Genomic DNA, 19,880 nt, shown 5'->3' with positions numbered 1-19,880 from the left:
GCGCTGCCCGAGGCGGTGTGCACGGTGTGGACGGCGATCCGCGACGTGCCGCCGCCCTCGCCGGGCGCGCTCGCGCTCGTGCACGGCGGCAGCGGCGGCATCGGCACGACGGCGATCGGCCTCCTGCGCGCCCGCGGCTGGCGCGTGATCGCGACCGCGAGCGCACGGCACCTCGAGCTCGTGCGCTCGCTCGGAGCGGAGCGCGCGGTCGACTACCGCTCGGAGGACTTCGTCGAGGCGGTGCTCGACGCGACGGGCGGCCGCGGCGCCGAGCTCATCGTCGACGTCATCGGCGCCGACTACCTCGAGCGCAACCTCGCGGCGCTCGCGCTCGACGGGGCGCTCACGATCATCGCGGTGCAGGGCGGCTCGAGGGCCGAGGTCGACCTGCGGCAGCTCATGGCGCGGCGCGTCACGCTGCGCGCGATGACGCTGCGGGCGCGGCCGGTCGAGGGGCGCGGCTCGAAGGCCGACGCGATCGCCGAGGTGCGCGAGCACGTGTGGCCGCTCGTCGCCGCGGGGGAGCTGCGGCCGGTGATCGGGGCGACGCTGCCGCTGACCGACGCCAACCGGGCGCTCTCGCTCATGGGGTCGGGCGAGGCGCCCGGCGGCAAGATCCTGCTGCTGCGGTAGCCGCCGCCGAGTCAGCGCGTGTGCGCGGGATCGCCGCCCGTCGGCTCGGCGGCGTCGGCGCCGCCAGCCTCCGCGGCCGGCTCGCCGGCGTAGAAGCCGTAGGTCGCGTCGGCCTGGCGGCGCGCGGTCTCGCGGTCGGTGCCGGCGAGGATCGCCGCCTCGGCCCACGCGTCGGCGGCGCCCCGGTTGAACGCCTTGCCCTCGGCGCTCAGCGTCCACGCCTGGCCCTCCTCCGGCGTCATCGCCGAATCGGGTGCCGACAGGTGCAGCGCGAGGCCCAGGAGCCCGCCGTCCCAGCCGACCCCGGTCGCACCCGGGCCGAACGTCTGCCACATCTGCTCCGGCACATCCGCCTCGCGAGCGACGTGCTCGAGCTCGAGCCGCGTGCCGGGGCCGTCGCTCGCGAGCCGGAGCGTGAGCCACGACATGCCGCCGCCGAACTCCCACGTCACCCGATAGCGCGCGGCGCCGTCGGCGGGCGGCTCGCACTCGAGGATCTCGCCGCCCGCGTTCCCCTCGGTCTGGTAGCGCCCGCCGAGCCGCAGGTCGCCGCTCACCGGCAGGAACCAGCGCGCGATGCGCTCGGGATCCGTGACGGCGCTCCAGACGTCGTCGATCGGGGCGCCGTAGCGCTGCGCGAGCGACTGCGCCCGCGCGGGTGCGCCGTCGACCTGCGTGCTCGAGACCGAGCGCTGCACCGCGCTCAGCTGACCCTGCACATCCACCATGTCACTGCTCCTTCGTCGTGTCGTGCTCGGCGGCGAGCCGGCGCTGCCGCCTGCCCCGCGCGAGCTCGGTGTCGAGGGCGTCGAGCCGCGGCGCCCAGAACGCGTCGAACGCGCTCAGCCACTCGCGCGCCGCGCGCGGCCCGGCCGCGTCGACCGCGTACACGCGGCGGGGACCCTCGGGCCGCACCGTCGCGAAGCCCTGCTCGCGCAGCACCCGCAGGTGCTGGCTCACGGCGGGCTGGCTGATGCCGAACTCCGCACCGATCGCGGCGGCGATCTCGCCCGCGCTCGTCTCGCCGACGGCGAGCAGCTCGAGGATCCGCCGCCGCACCGGATCGCCGAGGACGTCGAGCGCGTGCATGCGAGCATGCTTGCACCGCCACTTATATAAGTCAAGACTGATGCGATTCCGGAGGACTCGCTAGGCGGGTCGTCATGACCGATCGCTAGCGTGGAGCCATGACGGAGCCGGTGCACAACGTCCGCGTTCGGAGGGCGATCGAGGCATTCGCCGCGGATCCCCAGCGCAGGACGATGCTCGACGTCGTGCGCGCGTGCCTGACGGGGCAGCTGCTGCTCGACGTGACGGGCTCCGAGCTCGACATCTCGGAGGGCAAGCTCCACACCGGCTCGAAGCTGCGCATCAGCAGCAACGTGGGCCCCGACGGCAAGCGCGCGCTGCTCGCGTTCACGAGCAACGACGAGATCGCCCGCATGCATCCGGCCGGGGCCCGCTACCAGTCGATCGCCCAGCCGGCGCCGGCGGTGCTCGAGCTCGCGAAGCGCCAGGGCGCGGGCTGGCTCTACATCGACCCGGCCGAACGGACCGCCGCGCTCTCGGCCGCCGACATCGACTACGCGCTGCGGCACCCCCGCAACGACCGGCTGAGCGCGGCGATCGCCGACGCCGAGGCCGGCCGGGGGTCGCGCCAGGCGGTGATCTCGGCGTTCGTCGCCGACGGGCCGCTGCTGCTCGCCGGGCAGCTCGCCGAGGGGCAGCGGCGCGACGAGAAGCCCCAGCTGCGCGTCACGCAGCGCCCCGACGGCTCCACCGCGCTCCTCGCGTTCACGTCCGCGCCCGAGGTCGCCGCCCGCGACCCGAAGGACGGCATCGTCGCCACCACCACGACCAAGGTGCTCGAGCAGCTCCAGAGCGGTCCGTTCGCGTCGATCGTCATCAACCCCGCGGGTCCGTGGATCGAGCTGTCGAAGACGGAGCTCGTCGCCGCGGGCTGAGCCGCGGACGCGAATCCCTTCAAAACCGAACGATAGGCTCGGTGGACCACCGACGAAGGGAGCATGCGCCATGAAGGCAGCCATGTACTACGGCAGGGAAGACATCCGCGTCGAGGAGGTGGACGAGCCCGAGACCCGACCCGGCACGGTCAAGATCAGGCCCGCGTTCAACGGCATCTGCGGCAGCGACCTGCACCTCTTCCACGAGGGCCCCATGCCGCCCGCCCCCTCGACCGACACCCCGCATCCGCTCTCGGGCGAGACGCTGCCCGTCGTCATGGGCCACGAGTTCTCGGGCGTCGTCGAGGAGCTCGGCGAGGGCGTCGACGGCCTCGAGGTCGGCGATCGCGTCGTCGTCGAGCCGCTCATGGTCGACGGCACGTGCCCCGCGTGCCAGGCCGGCAAGTACAACCTCTGCGAGCAGATGGGCTTCATCGGCATCTCCGGCCTCGGCGGCGGGCTCAGCGAGCGCATCGTCGTCGAGCGCCGCTGGGTGCACCCCGTGGGCGACCTGCCGCTCGACCAGGCGGCGCTCATCGAGCCGCTCTCCGTCGCGCTCCACGCCGTCAAGCACGCCGGCGCCGAGGCGGGCCAGACCGCCGTCGTCGGCGGCGCGGGCCCCATCGGCCTGCTCGTCGCAGCCGTGCTCAAGGCGAAGGGGCTCCGCGTCATCGTCTCCGAGATGGCGACCGCGCGCCGCGAGAAGGCGAAGAGCACGGGCGTGGCGGATGTCGTGGTCGACCCCGCGAGCCAGGACCTCGCCGAGGTCGTGCGCACCGAGACCGAGGGCCGCGGCGCGGACGTCGCGTTCGACGCCGCGGGCGTCGGCGTCGTCGTCACCCAGCTGCTCGACGTCCTCGGCCCCGGCGGTCGCCTCGAGGTCGTCGCGATCCACACGAAGCCGTACGAGCTGAACATCACCGGGAGCCTCACGATGCAGGACCGCGTCATGGGCGCCTCGATCGGCTACGCGAACGACCACGCCGAGGCGATCGAGCTCGCCCGGAGCGGCAAGGTCGACCTCGCGCCGTTCATCACCGGCAAGATCCTCGTCGACGACATCGTCGAGCAGGGCTTCGAGCAGCTCATCAGCAACAAGGACCACGAGGTGAAGATCCTCGTCTCGATGGGCTGAGCCGCACCGCTCGGAAGGGGCCTCGCCGGGTGCGGCGGGGCCCCTTCGCATCGCTTCCGGCCCTGCGACGCGGCTCGCGACACGCCGAAGCAAAACTTTCGAAAGAACTCTTGCAAAGCGATCGCTTCGAAAGTAGTCTTTCGGATGATGTCGGCAGACGCCGGCCCCGAGACCAGGAGGCTTCCCATGGGACGCACCGAACGCATCCGCCACCGCATCGGCATGCACGCGGAGGAGCGCCACCGCGCTCGCGTCGAGGCCGAGCGCGCGCAGCGCCACGTCGAGCGCATGCGCGCCGAGGCCATGATCCAGCGTGGTTGGATCTGAGCATGGCTGAGGGGACCGGCGCGCAGGGCACGGCGGAGCACGGCGGTCGGCGGAAGGCCGACATGCCCGAGCTCCGCTCGAGCGACCCCGCACTGCTGCGGGCGCTCGCGCACCCCCTGCGCGTCGAGATCCTCTCCGTCATCGACGAGCTGGGCGAGGCGACCGCGACGCAGATCGCGGAGCGCGTCGGCGAGAGCCCCTCGAACTGCTCGTTCCACCTGCGCACGCTCGCCAAGGTCGGGTTCATCGAGCGCGGCGAGGCGCAGGGCACGTCGAAGCCGTGGCGGGCCGTGCACCGCGGGCGCGACCTGCGACCCGACCCGAGCGACCCTGCGTCGATGCGCGCGTCGGCCACGATCGGCGCGCTCTACGTGCAGCACGAGGCCGCGCGGCTCGTCGAGTTCTTCACCGCCCGCGCCGAGGATCCCGAGTGGATCGAGGGCACGACCGTCAACCTGTCGACGTTCTGGGCGACCGCGGCCGAGCTCAAGGAGCTCGCCGAGGACATCGCCAAGCTCACCGAGCGCTTCCACGGCCGCGAGGCCGACCCGGAGACGCGCCCGTCGGGCAGTCGCAAGGTCCACTTCTTCGGCACGCTCAACCCCGACCCGGACTCCGAGCCGACGCCGTAGCCTCCGCGCGAGCGGTCAGCGCCGATCCCCGGAGGATGTCGGTGCCTGGCGGGCTTGGGCGCGATGGTGCGGCCGAGCACCCCCATGGCCGAGATCCTCCGGACCGAACGCCTCGAGCGAGTCCCGCGGTCGGCCTCGCCGACCCTTCCCTCGAGCATGCCCGCAGGGCCGCCTCGAGCTGCCCTTCCGCGCGACGACGCGCGCCACCACCCCGAAGGACCCGCGATGACCACCACCGCATCCGCCGCCGCCACCGTCAAGCCGCCGTCGCCCAAGCGCCGCCCCGCCTACCGCCGCCTCATGGCCGGCTGGGTGGCGACGAACCTCGGCGACAGCGCGCTCTACCTCGTGCTCGCGATCTGGGTGCGCGAGCTGACCGGCTCCGACGCGGCCGGCGCGCTGGTCTTCCTCTTCATCGGGCTGCCCGCGCTGCTCGCGCCGTTCGCCGGCCAGCTCGCCGATCGCGTGCACCGGCGCCCGCTGCTCATCGCCACGAACCTCGGCACGGCCGCCGTCGTGCTGACGCTCCTGCTCGTGCAGGGCGCCGCGCACGTGTGGCTCATCTACGCGGTGACCTTCGGCTACGGCCTCGCCGCCTACCTGACCGCCGCCGCCCAGTCGGGACTGCTGCGCGACCTGCTGCCCGACGAGGAGCTCGCGGGCGCGAACGGCATCTTCACCTCGATCGACAACGCGTGCCGCATCGTGAGCCCCGCGCTCGGCGCCGCGCTCTACGTCGCCGCCGGCCCGGCCGCGGTCGTGGTGCTCGCGGCAGCCGGCTTCCTCACGATGGCGGTGCTGCTCGCGACGATCCGCATCGACGAGTCGCAGCCCGAGCCGCGCCTCGAGGGCGAGACGTACTGGCACGAGCCCTCCGGCGGCTTCCGCGCGCTGCTCGCCGACCCGCTGCTGCGCCTGCTGACGGTCGTGACCGCGCTCGGCTTCGGCATCACGGGGCTGCTCAACGCGACGATCTTCCCGCTCGTCGAGCACGGGCTGCGGGAGGGGCCGGCCGCGCTCGGCCCCGCGCAGGCCATCCAGGGCGTCGGCGCCCTGCTCGGGGGCCTGTGCTCGGCGTGGATGCTGCGCCGCATCGGCGAGCGGCGCCTCGTCGCGGCCGGGCTCACGCTCCTCGGCCTCGGCACGGTCGTCGCGTTCGCGGCGGTGCAGTGGCCGCTCGAGGCGGCGTGGATGCGCTGGGGCGCGATGGGCGGCGCGCAAGCCCTCATCGGGTTCGGCGTGCCGTGGATCATCGTCGGCGTCGTCACGCTGCGTATGCGGCTCACGCCGGCTCGGCTGCAGGGCCGCACGTCGGCGGCGCTCAACGTGTCGATCAACGTGCCCCAGATGCTCATGCTCGCGCTCGGCAGCGCGCTGCTCACCGCGGTCGACTTCCGCTGGCTCGTCGCGATCGCGGCCGCGGGCGTGCTCGTCGCGGCGCTCGCGGCGTGGGCCGGAGGCCGCCTCGACCGCGCTTCGTCCTAGCGCTCGAGCGCCGCGTCCCGGTCGTCCGCGGCGACCCACGGCACCTGCCCGACGCGGCGCCGGGCGTCGTCGAAGACGTGGCCGAGCCGCTTGTAGTAGTGCAGCACGAGGCTGCGATCGATGACGCGCGCCGGCAGGTCGCGCACGATCGCCGCCTCCACGTCGGCCGCGTCCTGGAGGTCGCGGAGCCACGCGATGACGTAGAGGTTGCTGGAGCCGCCCGCGAGCGCCGCGCAGAGCCGCGTCTCCGGCAGCTCACCGATCCTCCTCGCGGCGTCCTCGAGCTGGGACGCGGGCACGACCATCCACAGCGCGAGCGAGTGCGGCCAGTGGGGCTGGTCGAGCGTGACGTCGATGCGCTGCACGATGCGTCGGCTCTCGAGCAGCCGCTGGAGCGTGCGCCGCGCGTGCGCGTCACCCGTGCCGAGCGCCGACGCGATCGTCGCGGTCGGCGCGCGACCGTCGCGTTCGAGCGCGCCCAGGATCGCCAGCATGGCCGCCTCGGTGGGCCGGGGCGCGGCGCCGGTCAGCCCGCGGGTGGCGGGGCTCCGGTCAGTCGGGTCGAGCGCGCCGGCCCGCCAGTGCGAGCCGTCGCGGAAGACGCGCGTCATGATCGACGACCGAACGCCCAGCACATCCTCGTTCCCGCCGAGGTCGCGCTGCAGGATGCACCGTAGCCCGGGCAGGTCCGAGGCGAAGACGATGAGCCCGAGATCCCGCTCGCCCGTCTGCGCGGACACCGTCACGATGCGCGGATGGCGCTGGACGACGGCCGCGACGGCGTCGGAGGTGCCCGGTCGGCAGCGCACCTGCACGAGCGCGGCGACGAGGCCGTCGGTCATGCCGGCGTACGTGGTGATCCAGGCCGTCCCCTCCGACTCGAGGTGCTCCCAGCGGCGCCGCGCGGTCGGCGCGCTCACGCCGATGGCGCGCCCGACCTCCGCCCAGGGAGCGCGCGGGTCCCGCTGCAGCGCGTCGATGAGCGCCAGGTCCGAATCGGACAGCGCGGCCGCGGGCTGCTCTCGGGTGAGATCCATATCGAACATCATGACCGCTCCTCGGAGCGAGATCGGTCAGCGTCACACGCTCGAAACACTGTGACCGCATCCTGGTCGGCAACGTTCGCCTCGGCCACAGCGAGGCGCTTGCCGAGAGGGCCAGCATGACCACGACCAGGGACGAGGACGTCCGCGCAGCCACGACAGCACCGGAGCTCGCGCTCGCAGACGCGCGCGGGGTCACCGGGAAGATGCTCCGCGGCATCGAGCGCGTCGGCAATCGACTGCCGCACCCCTTCTACCTCTTCATCATCCTCGCGGGGCTCGTCGCCGCGGCATCCGCGGTCGCCGCGGCGCTCGGCGCGTCGACGCTCGACCCGGCGACCGGCGAGGCCGTGCCGGTGCGCAGCATCCTCTCGCCCGACGGGCTCGTCTACGCGCTCACGAGCGCGATCGACAACTTCGTCGCGTTCCCTCCGCTCGGGCTCATCATCACCGTCATGCTGGGCATCGGCGTGGCCGAGCGCCTCGGCCTGCTCTCGGCGTTCATGCGCGGCGCCGTGCTCGCCGCGCCGAAGTCGCTCGTCACGGTGATCGTCGTCGTCGTGAGCCTCATGGGCAACCTCGCCTCCGACTCGGCGGCGGTCATCATCCCGCCGCTCGCCGCCGCGGCCTTCCTCGCGGCCGGGCGCCACCCGCTCGCGGGGTTCATCGCCTCCTACGCGGCCGTGGTCGCCGGCTTCAGCGCCAACTTCGTCATCGCGGGCACCGACGTGCTGATGAGCGGCATCACGACCACCGCCGCGCAGATCGTCGACCCGGACGCGCAGGTGACGCCCCTCGCCAACTGGTACTTCATGGCGGCGTCGACCGTGATCCTGACGATCGCGATCACGGTCACGTGCCAGCGCTTCGTCGAGCCGCGCCTCGGCCCGTGGAAGGGCGTCGCAGACCCGGCCGACACGAAGCCGCTCGAGCGCGCCGAGCGTCGGGGCCTCGTCGCCGCCGCGATCGCGCTCGCGGTGTTCGTCGGGCTCGTCGCGACCGCGGTCCTGCTGCCCGGCTCGCCGCTCCAGGGTGAGGGCGGTCAGCTGCTCCGCTCGCCCTTCATGGACGGCCTCCCGATCTTCCTGCTCCTGATGTTCCTCACCGTGGGCGTCGTCTACGGGCTCGTCGCGGGCACCCTCACGAGCTGGTCCCAGGTGCCGGACATGATGGCGGCATCCGTGCGCGATCTCGTGCCCTTCATCGTGGTGATCTTCACGGCTGCGCAGGCGATCGCCTGGTTCGGCTGGTCGAAGCTCGGCCTGCTCGTCGCCACGAGCGGCGCGGATGCGCTCGGCGACGCTGGGCTCGGGGGTGTCGGCGGGCTCGTGCTCTTCAGCCTGTTCGTCATCGTGCCCGCCCTGCTGCTCGCGAGCGGATCGGCGCTGTGGGTGCTGCTCGCCCCGATCTTCGTGCCGATGTTCATGCTCAACGGCGTCGACCCGGCGGCGGTGCAGGCCGCGTTCCGCATCGCCGACTCGTCCACGAACACGCTCGTGCCGATGAACCCGATGCTGCCGGTCATCCTCGGCCTGATGCAGCGGTGGGCGCCGAAGGGCGGCCTCGGCACGCTGTTCAGCCTCGTGCTGCCGTTCACGATCGTGATCCTCGTCGTCTGGCTGCTGCAGTTCGCCATCTGGGGCCTCGCAGGGCTGCCGTTCGGCCCCGGGCACGGGCTGACGCTCTGATCTCGTGGGCGCGGCCCCTCGGCCCGCCCGTCGCATCCGCCCCCACTGGAAGGGAACCCTCATGACCATCGCCGCCCAACCCGCGGACCTCCGCGAGGCCGACATGCCCGCGTTCGTCGAGGAGGCGCGGCGAGCGCTCGCCGAGCACATGCCGGTGCTCAGCGACGTCGCCGCCGACCTGCACGCGCACCCGGAGATCCGCTTCACCGAGTTCCACGCCGCGCAGCGGCTGACCGCGGAGCTCGAGCGCGCGGGATTCGACGTGCAGCGCGGCTACGCCGGACTCGAGACCGCGTTCGTCGGCCGCTGGTCGACCCCGGACGCGACCGCGCAGACGACCACCATCGCGGTCTTCCTCGAGTACGACGCGCTCGAGGGCATCGGCCATGCGTGCGGCCACAACATCATCGCCGCTGCCGGACTCGGAGCGGCGCTCGCGGTCAAGGACCGGCTCACCGCCGAAGGCGGCGCCCGCGCGAACCTCGTCGTCGTCGGCAGCCCCGGCGAGGAGGGCGCGGCGGGGAAGGTGCCGATGATCGAGCACGGGGTGCTCGAGGGCGTCGACCTCGCCATGATGATCCATCCCGGCGCGGAGGACGTCGCGGGGTCGACCTCGCTCTCGCGCGTCGCGCTCGACGTGGAGTTCACCGGCCGCGCGAGCCACGCGGCGGCGCATCCCGAGCGCGGCATCAACGCGCTCGACGCCGCGACCCTCGCGCTCTCGGCGATCGGGCTGCTGCGCCAGCAGCTGCCCGACGACTCGCGCGTGCACGCCATCGTGACGGACGGCGGACAGGCGCCCAACATCATCCCCGAGCACGCGGCGCTGCGCGTCTTCGTCCGCTCCCAGGACCGCGACGAGCTGCTCGGCAGCATCGTCCCGCGCGTGCGCGCGTGCTTCGAGGGCGCGGCGATCGCGACCGGCTGCCAGGTGCTCGTCGAGGAGCGCACGCCCGCGTACTTCTCGCTCCGGCCGAACCCCACGCTCGTGGGCCTCGCCGAGCAGGCGCTCGTCGCGCTCGGGCGGGAGCCGGTCCGGGCGCCCGAGATGGCCGGGTCGACCGACATGGGCAACGTGAGCCTCGTGGTGCCCGCGATCCACCCGATGCTCACCCTCGTGCCCGACTGCTCGCCGCACACGTGCGAGTTCGCCGACGCGGCGGGCGGCGACGCGGCCGCGGCGGTCATCGAGCACGGTGCCGCCCTGCTCGCGGCGACCGCGCTCGCCGCCTTCCGCGACGACACGATCGTCGCCGAGGCAAAGGCGACCTTCGCAGGCTGATGCACCGCGGCGGCGCGGGCGATGCGCGAGCCCGCCTGCGCCGCCGGGTGTTCGGATGCGCGCCGCTCGGCACGCGCATAGCCGGCGCTGGCAAGGTGGAGGCATGACGACGCTCAGCGACTTCCGGGCCGAAGCCCTCACCGGCGAGCCGGTGGACCTGCAGGAGTTCGACGGGCAGGTGCGCCTGGTCGTGAACACCGCGAGCCAGTGCGGCCTCACCCCGCAGTTCGAGGGGCTCGAGCAGCTCTACCGCGAGCTGAAGGACGAGGGGCTCGTCGTGCTCGGCTTCCCCTCGAACTCGTTCGCGCAGGAGCACGACTCGGCCGAGGAGATCGCCGAGGTCTGCCAGCGCAACTACGGCGTGAGCTTCCCCATGTTCGCGAAGGTCGAGGTCAACGGGCCCGGAACGCATCCGGTCTTCAAGTGGCTGAAGAACGAGAAGAAGGGCATGATCGGCGGCGCGATCAAGTGGAACTTCACGAAGTTCCTCATCGGCCGCGACGGCCGCGTGATCGAGCGCTTCGCGCCGACGACGACGCCCGAGCAGCTGCGCGGCGCGGTCGAGCGGGCGCTCGCGGAGTAGCCCCCGCAGATCCGCGTCAGTCGAGGCGCTCGATGATCGTCGCGTTCGCCATGCCCGCGCCCTCGCACATCGTCTGCAGACCGTAGCGGCCGCCGCTCGCCTCGAGCTCGTTCACGAGCGTCGTGAGCAGCCGCGTGCCCGATGAGCCGAGCGCGTGCCCGAGCGCGATCGCGCCGCCGCGCGGGTTGAGCCGCTCGAGGGGCGCGCCCGTCTCGCGCAGCCACGCGAGCGGCACCGACGCGAAGGCCTCGTTGACCTCGAACGCGTCGATCTCGTCGATCCGCATCCCGGCGCGCTCGAGCACCTTCGCGGTCGCGGGGATCGGGCCGGTGAGCATCATGATCGGGTCGTCGCCGACGACCGAGAACGCGAGGAACCGGGCTCGCGGCCGCAGGCCCAGCGCATCCGCCTTCTCCCTCGACATGATGAGCGCCGCCGATGCGCCGTCGGTGAGCGGCGACGAGTTGCCCGGCGTGATGCGCCACTCGATCTCGGGGAACCGCTCGGCGTAGCGGGGGTGCTCGAACGACGGCTGCAGCCCCGCGAGCCCGACCCGCGTCGTCGTGGGCCGCACCGTCTCGTCGACGAGGTGCGCGCCCGCGCTCGTCTCGACCGGCACGAGCTCGGCGTCGAAGCGGCCGTCGGCCGCCGCCGCGGCGGCGAGCTCGTGGGAGCGGGCCGAGAAGTCGTCGAGCTCCTCGCGGCTGAAGCCCCACTTCGCCGCGATGAGCTCGGCCGAGATGCCCTGGTGCACGAGCCCGTCGGGGTAGCGCTCGCCGAGCCGCTCGCCGAGGATGTCGCGCCCGAGCGGCGCCGTGCCGAGCGGGATGCGGCTCATCGACTCGACGCCGCACGCGATCACGATGTCCTGCGAGCCGGCCATGATCGCCTGCGCCGCGAACGTCGCCGCCTGCTGGCTCGACCCGCACTGCCGGTCGATGGATGTCCCGGGCACGTGGGTCGGGAACCCGGCGGCGAGCAGGGCGTTCCGCGTCACGTTGCCCGACTGCTCGCCGACCTGCTGCACGCAGCCGCCGATGACGTCGTCGACGATCGCCGGATCGATCCCGGTGCGCGCGACGAGGTGCTCGAGCACGCCCGCGAGCAGGTCGACGGGGTGCACCTCGTGCAGCGCGCCGCCCGGCTTGCCCCTGCCCGACGCGGTGCGCACCACGTCGACGATCACTGCCTCGCGCATCCGCCGCCCCTTCGCCCTCGCCCGCCCCCGCTACGCCTTCGCGCGCTTCGCGATGTCGCGGGCGATGATCTCCTTCATGATCTCGGTCGTCCCGCCGTAGATCGTCTGCACGCGCGAGTCGCGGAACGCCCGCGCGATCGGGTACTCCTCCATGAAGCCGTAGCCGCCGTGCAGCTGCAGGCTGCGCGTGATGACGCGCTGCTCGAGCTCGGTCGCCCACCACTTCGCCTTGGAGGCGTCGACGGTCGTGAGGTGGCCCTCGTCGAGCGCGAGGATGCAGCGCTCGACGTAGGCGCGCGTGATGTCGAGCTCGGTCTCGAGCTCGGCGAGCGTGAAGCGGACCGTCGGCAGGTCGCCGACCGCGCCGCCGAACGCCTTCCGCTGGAAGACGTAGTCTCGGCCCCACGCGTATGCCGCCTCGGCGGAGGCGAGCGCGCCGCACGCGATCGAGAGCCGCTCGCGGGGCAGCCGCTGCATGAGGTAGACGAGGCCCTGGCCGGGCTCGCCGACGACGTTCTCGGCGGGGATCCGCACGTCCTTGAAGAACAGCTCGGCGGTGTCCTGCGCATGCAGGCCGAGCTTCTCGAGCTTCCGGCCCCGCTCGAAGCCCGCCATGCCGTTCTCGACGAGGAAGAGCGTGAAGCCGCGCGAGCCGGCCGCCGGGTCGGTGCGGGCGAAGACGAGCACCTTGTCGGCGTGGAAGCCGTTCGTGATGAACGTCTTCGAGCCGTTCAGGATCCAGTCGTCGCCGTCGCGGACCGCGTTCGAGTGGATGCCCTGCAGGTCGCTGCCCGCGCCGGGCTCGGTCATGCCGATCGCGCCGATCGAGGTGCCGGCGGCCATCGGCGGCAGCCAGCGCTCGTGCTGCTCGGGCGTGCCGAGATCCATGAGGTACGGCAGCACGATGTCGTCGTGCACGCCGAGCGTCGCGTTGAGCGAGGCCGCCCCGATGCGCGCGAACTCCTCGCTGATGACCATGCGGAAGCGGTAGTCGGCGACCTCCATGCCGCCGTGCTGCTCGGGCACGGCGATGCCGATGAGGCCCGCCTCGCCCATCTGCGGGTAGAGCTCGGGGCCGATGAGGCCCTCCGCCTCCCACTGCGCGTAGTGCGGAGCGACGTGGCGCGCGGTGAACTCGCGCACGCTCTCGCGGAACGCCTCGTGCTCGTCGTCGTAGAAGTTCGAGCGCATCGTCACTACCTCGCAGCCATCCGGATGGAGCCGTCGAGACGGATCGTCTCGCCGTTGAGCATGGGGTTCGCGACGATCTGCGTGACGAGGAGCGCATACTCCTCGGGCTTGCCGAGCCGCGCGGGGTGCGGCACCTGCTGGCCGAGCGAGACGCGCGCCGCCTCGGGGAGCCCCTCGAGCATGGGCGTGCTGAACAGGCCGGGCGCGATCGTCATGACGCGGATCTGCAGCGCCGCGAGCTCGCGCGCGAGCGGCAGCGTCATGCCGGCGACGCCCGCCTTCGACGCGGAGTAGGCGGCCTGGCCGATCTGGCCGTCGAAGGCGGCGACCGATGCGGTGCTCACGATCACGCCGCGCTCCTCGCCGATCGGCTCGAGCGCCGCCATGCGCTCGGTCGCGAGGCGGATGACGTTGAACGTGCCGACGAGGTTGATGTCGATGACGCGCTGGAAGACGTCGAGCGGGAAGACGCCGCGCTTGCCGAGCACCTTCGCGGCATCGGCGACGCCTGCGCAGTTCACGACGAGCCGCAGGTCGCCGAGCTCAGCCGCGGCGTCGAGCGCCGCGCCGACCGCGGCCTCGTCGCGCACGTCGGTCGCGGCGAAGCGCGCGCCCTCGAGCTCCCCGACCGCCTCGGCCTGCGGGGTGCCGCCGAGATCCGCGACGACGACCTTCGCGCCCTGCGCGAGCAGCGCCTTCGTGGTCGCGAGGCCCAGCCCGGATGCTCCACCGGTGACGAGGGCGACCTGCCCGTTGATGTCCATGCGCACCCTTCGCGGCGCCGCCGTCGGCACCATCGCCCCTGAACCTAGCGACCGCTTCCCTCGCATCTCAACCGGGCTGGTGGTCGGCCGACGCGATAATCGCGTCCGCCGACCACCTAGCCGGTCGAGAGACGGATCGCGGGTGGCGTGGCGCAGCCGCGGGATGGTAGATATGTGGATGTCCATCGAACTGGGTGGACGCGCAAGCATGCGACGAGGAGGTCGTGCCGTGACGACAGCGAGCCTGACGCAGCCGAGCGAGGCGGGCTCGGCGATCAGCGCCGAGGAGCGCGCCGCGCTCGTCGAGGCGGTGCGCGACTTCGCCGACGCGCGGCTCGCGCCGTTCGCGAACCAGCGCGACGCCGACAAGGAGTTCCCGGTCGAGACGCTCCGCGAGGCCGGCGCGCTCGGCCTCGGCGCGATGGTCGTGCGGGAGGACGTCGGGGGCTCCGGCCTCGGCCGCGCCGACGCATCCGCCCTCTACGAGGAGCTCGCGCGCGGCGACGTCGCCGTCGCGGCGTACATCTCGATCCACAACATGGTCGCGTGGATGATCGACACGTTCGGCACCGACGAGCAGCGGCGCGCGTGGCTGCCGCGGCTGTGCTCGATGGAGCACCTCGCGAGCTACTGCCTCACCGAGCCGGGCGCGGGCTCCGACGCCGCGGCGCTCGCGACGAGCGCGGTGCGCGACGGCGACGACTACGTGCTCACCGGCACGAAGCAGTTCATCTCGGGCGCCGGCACCTCCGCCGTCTACGTCGTCATGGCGCGCACGGGCGAGGCCGGCGCGCGCGGCATCACGGCGTTCATCGTGCCCGCCGATGCGCCCGGCCTCTCGTTCGGCCCCGACGAGCACAAGATGGGCTGGAACGCGCAGCCGACGAAGCAGGTGATCCTCGACGGCGTGCGCGTGCCGGCCGTGAACCGGCTCGGCGAGGAGGGCGACGGCTTCGGCATCGCGATGCGCGGGCTCAACGGCGGGAGGCTCGGCATCGCCGCGTGCTCGATCGGCGGGGCGCAGTTCGCGCTCGAGCGCACGATCGCCTACGTCAAGGACCGCGCGACCTTCGGCGCCCCGCTCGCGACCCGCCAGCACGTGATGTTCGCGCTCGCCGACATGGAGACCGAGCTGCAGGCGGCCCGCGCGCTCGTCGCGCAGGCGGCGGCGAAGCTCGACGCCGGCGCCGCCGACGCGCCCGCCGCGTGCGCGATGGCCAAGCGGTTCGCGACCGACGCGGCGTTCAAGGTCGCCGACGAGGCGCTGCAGCTGCACGGCGGCTACGGCTACCTGCACGAGTACGGCATCGAGCGGGTCGTGCGCGACCTGCGCGTGCACCGCATCCTCGAGGGCACGAACGAGATGATGCGCATGATCGTCGGCCGCGCGCTGCTGGGCGACCGGTGAGCGACGCCCTCGGCTCCGAGCAGCCGCGCCCCGAGCAGCGCCGCTCCGAGCACGTGCGCACCGAGGTGCGCGGCGCGCTCGGCGTCATCACGCTCGACCGCCAGCGCGCGCTCAACGCGCTCACGCTCGAGATGGTGCAGGCGGTGGCGGATGCGCTCGGCGCGTTCGCCGACGACGCTCGCGTCGAGCGCGTGGCGATCACGGGCGCGGGGGAGCGGGCGCTGTGCGCGGGCGGCGACGTCGTCGCGCTCCTCGACGACGTGCGCGCCACGGGCGGCGAGGGCGCCGCACGCTTCTGGAGCGACGAGTACCGCATGAACGCCGCGATCGCGCGCTTCCCGAAGCCCGTGGTCGCGATCCAGCACGGCATCGTGCTCGGCGGCGGCGTCGGCGTCTCGGGCCACGCGAGCCACCGCGTCGTCACCGATTCGACGCGCATCGGCTTCCCCGAGGTGACGATCGGCTTCGTGCCCGACGTCGGCGCGACGTGGCTGCTCACGCGCCGCGCCGGCGAGCTCGGCACGCGCGCGGCGCTCACGGGCGACCACTTCGGCGCGGCCGACGCGATCGCGCTCGGCCTCGCCGACGCCTACGTGCCCGAGGATCGGCTCCCCGAGCTCATGGCGATGCTCGAGTCGACCGAGCCCGACGCGGCGATCGGGCGCCTCGCCGCCCAGCCGCCGGAGGGCCGGCTCGCCGGCGAGCGGGCGCTCGTCGACCCGGCGCTCGCCGGCGACGACGCGGGCGACGCGCTCGCGCGACTCGACGCATCCGGCCCCGACGGCCAGGCGATCGCCGCGACCATCCGCAGCCGCTCGCCCTACGCGGTCGCCGTCACGCTCGCGGCGCTGCGCCGCGCGCGCGAGCTGCCGAGCCTCGAGGCCGCGCTCGTCGAGGAGTACCGCATCTCGAGGCACGTCTCGCGGCAGCCGGACTTCGCCGAGGGGGTGCGCGCGCAGCTCGTCGACAAGGACCGCGCGCCGAAGTGGCGGCCGGCCTCGCTCGCGGAGGTGACGCCTGCCATGGTGGAGGCCAGCTTCGCAGCGCCGCCCGAGGGCGACCTGCGCCTGCCCGCCCCGACCGCCCACGCCGAGCCGCTGGAGGAGACCGCATGACGGAGCACGAGCACGAGCACGAGACCATCCGCGTCGAGCGGCGGGGCCGGGTCGCGTGGATCCAGCTCGACCGGCCCGAGGCGCTCAACGCGCTCAACACCCGGCTCATGCACGAGCTCGTCGGCACCGCGAAGGGCCTCGACGCCGACGACTCGATCGGCGCGATCGTCATCACCGGGTCGGAGAAGGCCTTCGCGGCCGGCGCCGACATCAAGGAGATGGCCGGCAAGTCGACCGCGGAGATGCGCGCGTCGAACCACTTCGGCCCGTGGCTCGAGTTCGCGTCGGTGCAGAAGCCGGTGATCGCCGCGGTCTCGGGCTACGCGCTCGGCGGCGGCTGCGAGCTCGCGCTCATGTGCGACATCATCCTCGCCGCCGACACCGCCCAGTTCGGGCTGCCCGAGGTCGGGCTCGGCGTCATCCCCGGCATCGGCGGCACGCAGCGGCTCGTGCGCGCCGTCGGCTACCCGAAGGCGGCCGAGATCATCCTCACCGGGCGGCGCGTCGGCGCCGAGGAGGCCGAGCGCATCGGCCTCGTCTCGAGGGTCGTGCCGGCGGATGCGCTGCTCGACGAGGCGGGCAAGGTCGCCGAGGGCATCGCGGCGAAGTCGCTGCCGGCCCTGCGCGCCGCGAAGGCGACGATGGACGCGGCCCTCGAGATGCCGCTCGCCGAGGGCCTCGCGATCGAGGCGGAGCACTTCACGGGGCTGTTCGACACGGCCGACCAGAAGGAAGGGATGGCGGCGTTCAGTGAGAAGCGCGAGCCCAACTTCCAGCACCGCTGAGCGTCAGGCCACCCGCCACGGGGACCCCTTCGACCGAAGGGGACCTGGTGCACCGGGTCCCGTCCGGTGGAAGGGGTCCCGTGGCAATGCCGCGATCGAGCCGGCGGGGTGCGCCGGCTACAGCGGCTCCGGCACGGGCCGCGGGTCCTCGAAGTCGCCCGCCCGCTTCCGCATGCGCGCGATGATGCGCACGAGCTCCGCCGCATCCGCCTCGTCGACGTCGAGGCCCGTGAACGCCTGCTCGTTGAGCGCGACCGTCGCACGCTCCACGAGCTCGCGCCCCGCATCCGTGATCGCGAGCACCGTCGCCCGCCCGTCGGTCGGGTGCTGCTCGCGGGTCACGAGCCCGTCGCGCACGAGCCGGTCGACCGTGCTCGTCACGCTCGTCGAGTGCACCTGCAGCCGCTTGACGGCCGACTTCATCGGCATGCGCCCGTCGCGGGTGAACGCGAGCAGCCGCAGCACCTCGAAGCGCGCGAACGAGAGGGAGAACGGCCGCAGGCACGCCTCGACGGGCGCGACGAGCAGCTGCTGCGCGCGGTTGACCGACGTCACGAGCGTCATGCCGGCCACCGCGTCGGCCCACCCGTGCTCGATCCACTGGCGGCGAGCCTCCGCGATCGGATCGATCGGCATCGGCCTCTGCGGCATCGGCTCCTCCTGCATCGGCCCTTCCGGCTGGTCGAGCATCACCGTACCCCGACCCCCACGCCCCACCACGAAGGGAGCGAGCCGATGAAGATCGTCGTGCTCATGAAGCCCGTGCCCGACACCTACGGACAGCGGGTGCTCGACCTCGAGACCGGCCTCGCCGACCGCGCGGCGAGCGAGACCGTCATCGACGAGATCGGCGAGCGCGCGCTCGAGGCCGCGCTGCGGCACGCCGAGAGCGCGGGCGACGCGGAGGTCGTGGTGCTCTCGATGGCGCCCGCCGACGCGCAGGCGGCGCTCCGCAAGGGGCTCGCGATGGGTGCGGCCTCTGCGGTGCACATCGCCGACGAGCGGCTCGCGGGCGCCGACTACGTGCGCACCGCCGAGGTGCTCGCCGCGGCCCTGCGCAAGACCGGCTTCGACCTCGTCGTCACGGGCGACGCATCCACCGACGGCACGGGCGGCGTCATGGCCGCGATGCTCGCCGAGCTGCTCGACGTGCCCGGCATCACGCGCCTCGTCTCGCTCGACGTGTCGGCGGATGCGGTGCGCGGCACCCGGGCGACCGACGGCGGCGAGATGGTCGTCGAGGCGCCGCTGCCGGCGGTCGTCTCGGTCACCGAGGCGCTGCCCGACCCGCGGTTCCCGGCGCTGCGCGGCATCATGAACGCGAAGAAGAAGCCCGTCGAGGTGCTCTCGCTCGACGACCTGCCGCTCGACGAGGTCGGCGCTCCCGCAGACGAGACGGCCGCGCCCCGCTCGATCATGACCTCGATCGCCGAGCGCCCGCCCCGCGCCGCGGGCACGATCATCACCGACGAGGGCGACGCGGGCGAGCGCATCGCGGCCTTCCTGGCCGAGCGGAGGCTCGCATGAACCCCATCCTCGTGCTGCTGCCGGCCGCGCCCGCGGGCGGCCTCATCGCGGGCGCCGCGGAGGCGCTCGGCGCCGCTGCCTCGATCGGCACGCCGATCGCGGTCGTCACGGGCCCGGCGGATGCGCTGGGCGAGCTCGCCGAGCGCGCCGCGTCGCTCGGCGCGACCCGTGTGCACACCGCGGTCGTCGACGGCGCAGAGCTCGGGGTCGCCACGGCGGACGCCTTCGAAGCCGCCGTGCGCGCAGTGGGGCCCGAGCTCGTGCTCGTGCCCGCGACGGTCGAGGGTCGCGAGGCCGCCGGCCGGCTCGCGGCGCGGCTGCGGGCGCCGATCGCGGCCGACATCGTCGGCGTCGCGCGCGACGAGCAGGGGGTGGTCGTGCGCCACTCCGTCTACGGCGGCGCCTACGACGTCGAGTCGGCGGCGACCTACGGGCCGCTCATCGCGACGATGCGGCTCGGCTCGATCGACGACCGCGCCGAGGCGGCGACGCCCGACGTCCAGCCCCTCGAGGTGACCGCATCCGGTCGCCGTGCCGCGACGGTGCAGTCGTTCGAGCCCGCCGCCGCGGTCTCGAGCCGGCCGGATCTCCGCACCGCGAAGCGCATCGTCTCGGGCGGGCGCGGGCTCGGCTCGAAGGAGCAGTTCGCGCTCATCGAGCAGCTCGCCGACGCGCTCGGGGCCGCGGTCGGCGCGTCGCGCGCCGCGGTCGACGCCGGCTACGTCGAGCCGTCGGCCCAGGTGGGCCAGACCGGCACGTCGGTCTCGCCCGACCTGTACCTCGCGGTCGGCATCTCGGGCGCGATCCAGCACCGCGCGGGCATGCAGACCGCGAAGACGATCATCGCGATCGACCGGGATGCGTCGGCCCCGATCTTCGAGATCGCCGACCTGGGCGTCGTGGGCGACCTGTTCACGATCGTGCCGCAGCTCATCGCGGCGCTCGAGGCGCGGAAGGGCTGACGATGGAGGGTGCGGTCGCGGTGCGGCGCGGGCTCCCGCGCGTGCCGGGGGGCGAGCCGTGGCCGCCGGAGGGCATGGCGCCCGTCGGTGCGTCGAGCGCGGCGCCGGTCGCGAGCGCGGCGGCAGGTGCCGAGCGCGCTGCGCCCGCGGTGGTGGCT

21 protein-coding genes are annotated in these 19,880 nt (G+C 73.6%); 14 read left to right on the top strand and 7 right to left on the bottom strand.

Translation table 11 applies throughout. The features are described 5' to 3' along the window. On the top strand, positions 1–633 hold a 633-nt coding region (locus NWP09_RS05395; RefSeq protein ID WP_258274512.1), incomplete at its 5' end, for a zinc-binding dehydrogenase. Positions 634–644: 11 nt separating this feature from the next. On the opposite strand, the gene NWP09_RS05390 is transcribed toward NWP09_RS05395, so the two are convergent. Both NWP09_RS05390 and NWP09_RS05385 read right to left on the bottom strand, forming a co-directional pair. Continuing rightward, positions 645–1,361, bottom strand: coding sequence for an SRPBCC domain-containing protein (locus tag NWP09_RS05390; RefSeq protein ID WP_258274511.1), 717 nt, complete (start codon positions 1,359–1,361; stop codon positions 645–647). Between the two features lies 1 nt (position 1,362). Then, positions 1,363–1,722, bottom strand: a complete 360-nt coding sequence (locus NWP09_RS05385) for a helix-turn-helix transcriptional regulator (protein ID WP_258274510.1) — start codon at positions 1,720–1,722, stop codon at positions 1,363–1,365. Between the two features lie 98 nt (positions 1,723–1,820). Here NWP09_RS05385 and NWP09_RS05380 point away from each other — a divergent pair, with 98 nt between their 5' ends. The 5 genes from NWP09_RS05380 (at position 1,821) to NWP09_RS05360 (ending at position 6,176) form a co-directional block, all read left to right on the top strand. Beyond that, complete coding sequence (locus NWP09_RS05380) at positions 1,821–2,597, top strand: SseB family protein (protein WP_258274509.1); 777 nt, start codon at positions 1,821–1,823, stop codon at positions 2,595–2,597. Positions 2,598–2,667: 70 nt separating this feature from the next. Further along, on the top strand, positions 2,668–3,732 hold the full coding sequence (locus tag NWP09_RS05375; RefSeq protein ID WP_258274508.1) for a 2,3-butanediol dehydrogenase: 1,065 nt from the start codon (positions 2,668–2,670) through the stop codon (positions 3,730–3,732). A gap of 186 nt (positions 3,733–3,918) precedes the next feature. After that, the gene (locus NWP09_RS05370; RefSeq protein WP_258274507.1) at positions 3,919–4,059 is read left to right on the top strand and encodes a hypothetical protein; all 141 of its coding nucleotides are present in this window, start codon (positions 3,919–3,921) and stop codon (positions 4,057–4,059) included. Between the two features lie 2 nt (positions 4,060–4,061). After that, positions 4,062–4,691 carry a winged helix-turn-helix domain-containing protein gene (locus tag NWP09_RS05365; protein ID WP_258274506.1) on the top strand — a complete coding sequence of 210 codons (630 nt, stop codon included), beginning with the start codon at positions 4,062–4,064 and terminating at the stop codon, positions 4,689–4,691. A gap of 225 nt (positions 4,692–4,916) precedes the next feature. Next, positions 4,917–6,176 (top strand): MFS transporter, encoded by a 1,260-nt coding sequence (locus NWP09_RS05360; protein WP_258274505.1) that lies wholly within the window; start codon positions 4,917–4,919, stop codon positions 6,174–6,176. Here the strand turns inward: NWP09_RS05360 and NWP09_RS05355 are convergent. Beyond that, positions 6,173–7,213 (bottom strand): Lrp/AsnC family transcriptional regulator, encoded by a 1,041-nt coding sequence (locus NWP09_RS05355; RefSeq protein WP_258274504.1) that lies wholly within the window; start codon positions 7,211–7,213, stop codon positions 6,173–6,175. The two genes, NWP09_RS05360 and NWP09_RS05355, sit on opposite strands and share 4 nt — an antisense overlap. Positions 7,214–7,338: 125 nt before the next feature. On the opposite strand from NWP09_RS05355, the gene NWP09_RS05350 reads away from it, so the two are divergent. From NWP09_RS05350 to NWP09_RS05340, 3 genes are all read left to right on the top strand, one after another. After that, the gene (locus tag NWP09_RS05350; RefSeq protein WP_258274503.1) at positions 7,339–8,907 is read left to right on the top strand and encodes an AbgT family transporter; all 1,569 of its coding nucleotides are present in this window, start codon (positions 7,339–7,341) and stop codon (positions 8,905–8,907) included. A gap of 61 nt (positions 8,908–8,968) precedes the next feature. Continuing rightward, positions 8,969–10,189 carry an amidohydrolase gene (locus tag NWP09_RS05345; RefSeq protein ID WP_258274502.1) on the top strand — a complete coding sequence of 407 codons (1,221 nt, stop codon included), beginning with the start codon at positions 8,969–8,971 and terminating at the stop codon, positions 10,187–10,189. 103 nt (positions 10,190–10,292) lie between these two features. Further along, complete coding sequence (locus NWP09_RS05340; RefSeq protein ID WP_258274501.1) at positions 10,293–10,772, top strand: glutathione peroxidase; 480 nt, start codon at positions 10,293–10,295, stop codon at positions 10,770–10,772. 16 nt (positions 10,773–10,788) lie between these two features. Here NWP09_RS05340 and NWP09_RS05335 read toward each other — a convergent pair whose 3' ends face one another. From NWP09_RS05335 to NWP09_RS05325, 3 genes are read right to left on the bottom strand one after another with little or no spacing between them, the layout of a single operon-like run. After that, complete coding sequence (locus NWP09_RS05335; protein WP_258274500.1) at positions 10,789–11,970, bottom strand: thiolase family protein; 1,182 nt, start codon at positions 11,968–11,970, stop codon at positions 10,789–10,791. 30 nt (positions 11,971–12,000) lie between these two features. Further along, on the bottom strand, positions 12,001–13,161 hold the full coding sequence (locus tag NWP09_RS05330) for an acyl-CoA dehydrogenase family protein (RefSeq protein ID WP_258274513.1): 1,161 nt from the start codon (positions 13,159–13,161) through the stop codon (positions 12,001–12,003). Positions 13,162–13,166: 5 nt separating this feature from the next. Beyond that, positions 13,167–13,925, bottom strand: a complete 759-nt coding sequence (locus NWP09_RS05325) for an SDR family NAD(P)-dependent oxidoreductase (protein WP_258274499.1) — start codon at positions 13,923–13,925, stop codon at positions 13,167–13,169. A 229-nt stretch (positions 13,926–14,154) separates the two neighbouring features. Here NWP09_RS05325 and NWP09_RS05320 point away from each other — a divergent pair, with 229 nt between their 5' ends. The 3 genes from NWP09_RS05320 to NWP09_RS05310 are packed head-to-tail and all read left to right on the top strand — an operon-like array spanning position 14,155 to position 17,233. Continuing rightward, positions 14,155–15,333: an acyl-CoA dehydrogenase family protein gene (locus tag NWP09_RS05320; RefSeq protein WP_258274498.1), complete on the top strand. Its 1,179-nt coding sequence runs from the start codon at positions 14,155–14,157 to the stop codon at positions 15,331–15,333. Continuing rightward, positions 15,330–16,448 carry a 3-hydroxyisobutyryl-CoA hydrolase gene (locus tag NWP09_RS05315; RefSeq protein WP_258274497.1) on the top strand — a complete coding sequence of 373 codons (1,119 nt, stop codon included), beginning with the start codon at positions 15,330–15,332 and terminating at the stop codon, positions 16,446–16,448. Before NWP09_RS05320 ends, NWP09_RS05315 begins: the two co-directional genes overlap by 4 nt. After that, complete coding sequence (locus NWP09_RS05310) at positions 16,445–17,233, top strand: enoyl-CoA hydratase-related protein (RefSeq protein ID WP_258274496.1); 789 nt, start codon at positions 16,445–16,447, stop codon at positions 17,231–17,233. The genes NWP09_RS05315 and NWP09_RS05310 overlap by 4 nt, the downstream gene beginning before the upstream one ends. 117 nt (positions 17,234–17,350) lie before the next feature. Here the strand turns inward: NWP09_RS05310 and NWP09_RS05305 are convergent, their stop codons facing one another. Next, positions 17,351–17,884, bottom strand: coding sequence for a MarR family winged helix-turn-helix transcriptional regulator (locus NWP09_RS05305; protein WP_258274495.1), 534 nt, complete (start codon positions 17,882–17,884; stop codon positions 17,351–17,353). A gap of 84 nt (positions 17,885–17,968) precedes the next feature. Between NWP09_RS05305 and NWP09_RS05300 the strand changes: the two genes are divergently transcribed. Both NWP09_RS05300 and NWP09_RS05295 read left to right on the top strand, forming a co-directional pair. Then, complete coding sequence (locus tag NWP09_RS05300) at positions 17,969–18,760, top strand: electron transfer flavoprotein subunit beta/FixA family protein (RefSeq protein WP_258274494.1); 792 nt, start codon at positions 17,969–17,971, stop codon at positions 18,758–18,760. Continuing rightward, on the top strand, positions 18,757–19,722 hold the full coding sequence (locus NWP09_RS05295; RefSeq protein ID WP_258274493.1) for an electron transfer flavoprotein subunit alpha/FixB family protein: 966 nt from the start codon (positions 18,757–18,759) through the stop codon (positions 19,720–19,722). Before NWP09_RS05300 ends, NWP09_RS05295 begins: the two co-directional genes overlap by 4 nt. Positions 19,723–19,880 lie beyond the last annotated feature (158 nt).

The organism is Agrococcus sp. HG114 (genome assembly GCF_024723325.1).
Classification (GTDB): Bacteria; Actinomycetota; Actinomycetes; order Actinomycetales; family Microbacteriaceae; genus Agrococcus.
Note: the sequence above shows the minus strand (reverse complement) of the source record. Positions and strands in the feature narration are given on the sequence as shown.

Bases quoted from the DNA above. Each gene is read 5' to 3' on its own strand.
- NWP09_RS05380 (WP_258274509.1), top strand. From the start codon at position 1,821: ATGACGGAGCCGGTGCACAACGTCCGCGTTCGGAGGGCGATCGAGGCA.
- NWP09_RS05375 (WP_258274508.1), top strand. From the start codon at position 2,668: ATGAAGGCAGCCATGTACTACGGCAGGGAAGACATCCGCGTCGAGGAG.
- NWP09_RS05305 (WP_258274495.1), bottom strand. From the start codon at position 17,884: ATGCCGCAGAGGCCGATGCCGATCGATCCGATCGCGGAGGCTCGCCGC.
- NWP09_RS05390 (WP_258274511.1), bottom strand. From the start codon at position 1,361: ATGGTGGATGTGCAGGGTCAGCTGAGCGCGGTGCAGCGCTCGGTCTCG.
- NWP09_RS05300 (WP_258274494.1), top strand. From the start codon at position 17,969: ATGAAGATCGTCGTGCTCATGAAGCCCGTGCCCGACACCTACGGACAG.
- NWP09_RS05310 (WP_258274496.1), top strand. From the start codon at position 16,445: ATGACGGAGCACGAGCACGAGCACGAGACCATCCGCGTCGAGCGGCGG.
- NWP09_RS05370 (WP_258274507.1), top strand. From the start codon at position 3,919: ATGGGACGCACCGAACGCATCCGCCACCGCATCGGCATGCACGCGGAG.
- NWP09_RS05330 (WP_258274513.1), bottom strand. From the start codon at position 13,161: ATGCGCTCGAACTTCTACGACGACGAGCACGAGGCGTTCCGCGAGAGC.
- NWP09_RS05325 (WP_258274499.1), bottom strand. From the start codon at position 13,925: ATGGACATCAACGGGCAGGTCGCCCTCGTCACCGGTGGAGCATCCGGG.
- NWP09_RS05385 (WP_258274510.1), bottom strand. From the start codon at position 1,722: ATGCACGCGCTCGACGTCCTCGGCGATCCGGTGCGGCGGCGGATCCTC.
- NWP09_RS05340 (WP_258274501.1), top strand. From the start codon at position 10,293: ATGACGACGCTCAGCGACTTCCGGGCCGAAGCCCTCACCGGCGAGCCG.
- NWP09_RS05365 (WP_258274506.1), top strand. From the start codon at position 4,062: ATGGCTGAGGGGACCGGCGCGCAGGGCACGGCGGAGCACGGCGGTCGG.
- NWP09_RS05350 (WP_258274503.1), top strand. From the start codon at position 7,339: ATGACCACGACCAGGGACGAGGACGTCCGCGCAGCCACGACAGCACCG.
- NWP09_RS05355 (WP_258274504.1), bottom strand. From the start codon at position 7,213: ATGGATCTCACCCGAGAGCAGCCCGCGGCCGCGCTGTCCGATTCGGAC.
- NWP09_RS05295 (WP_258274493.1), top strand. From the start codon at position 18,757: ATGAACCCCATCCTCGTGCTGCTGCCGGCCGCGCCCGCGGGCGGCCTC.
- NWP09_RS05335 (WP_258274500.1), bottom strand. From the start codon at position 11,970: ATGCGCGAGGCAGTGATCGTCGACGTGGTGCGCACCGCGTCGGGCAGG.
- NWP09_RS05360 (WP_258274505.1), top strand. From the start codon at position 4,917: ATGACCACCACCGCATCCGCCGCCGCCACCGTCAAGCCGCCGTCGCCC.
- NWP09_RS05345 (WP_258274502.1), top strand. From the start codon at position 8,969: ATGACCATCGCCGCCCAACCCGCGGACCTCCGCGAGGCCGACATGCCC.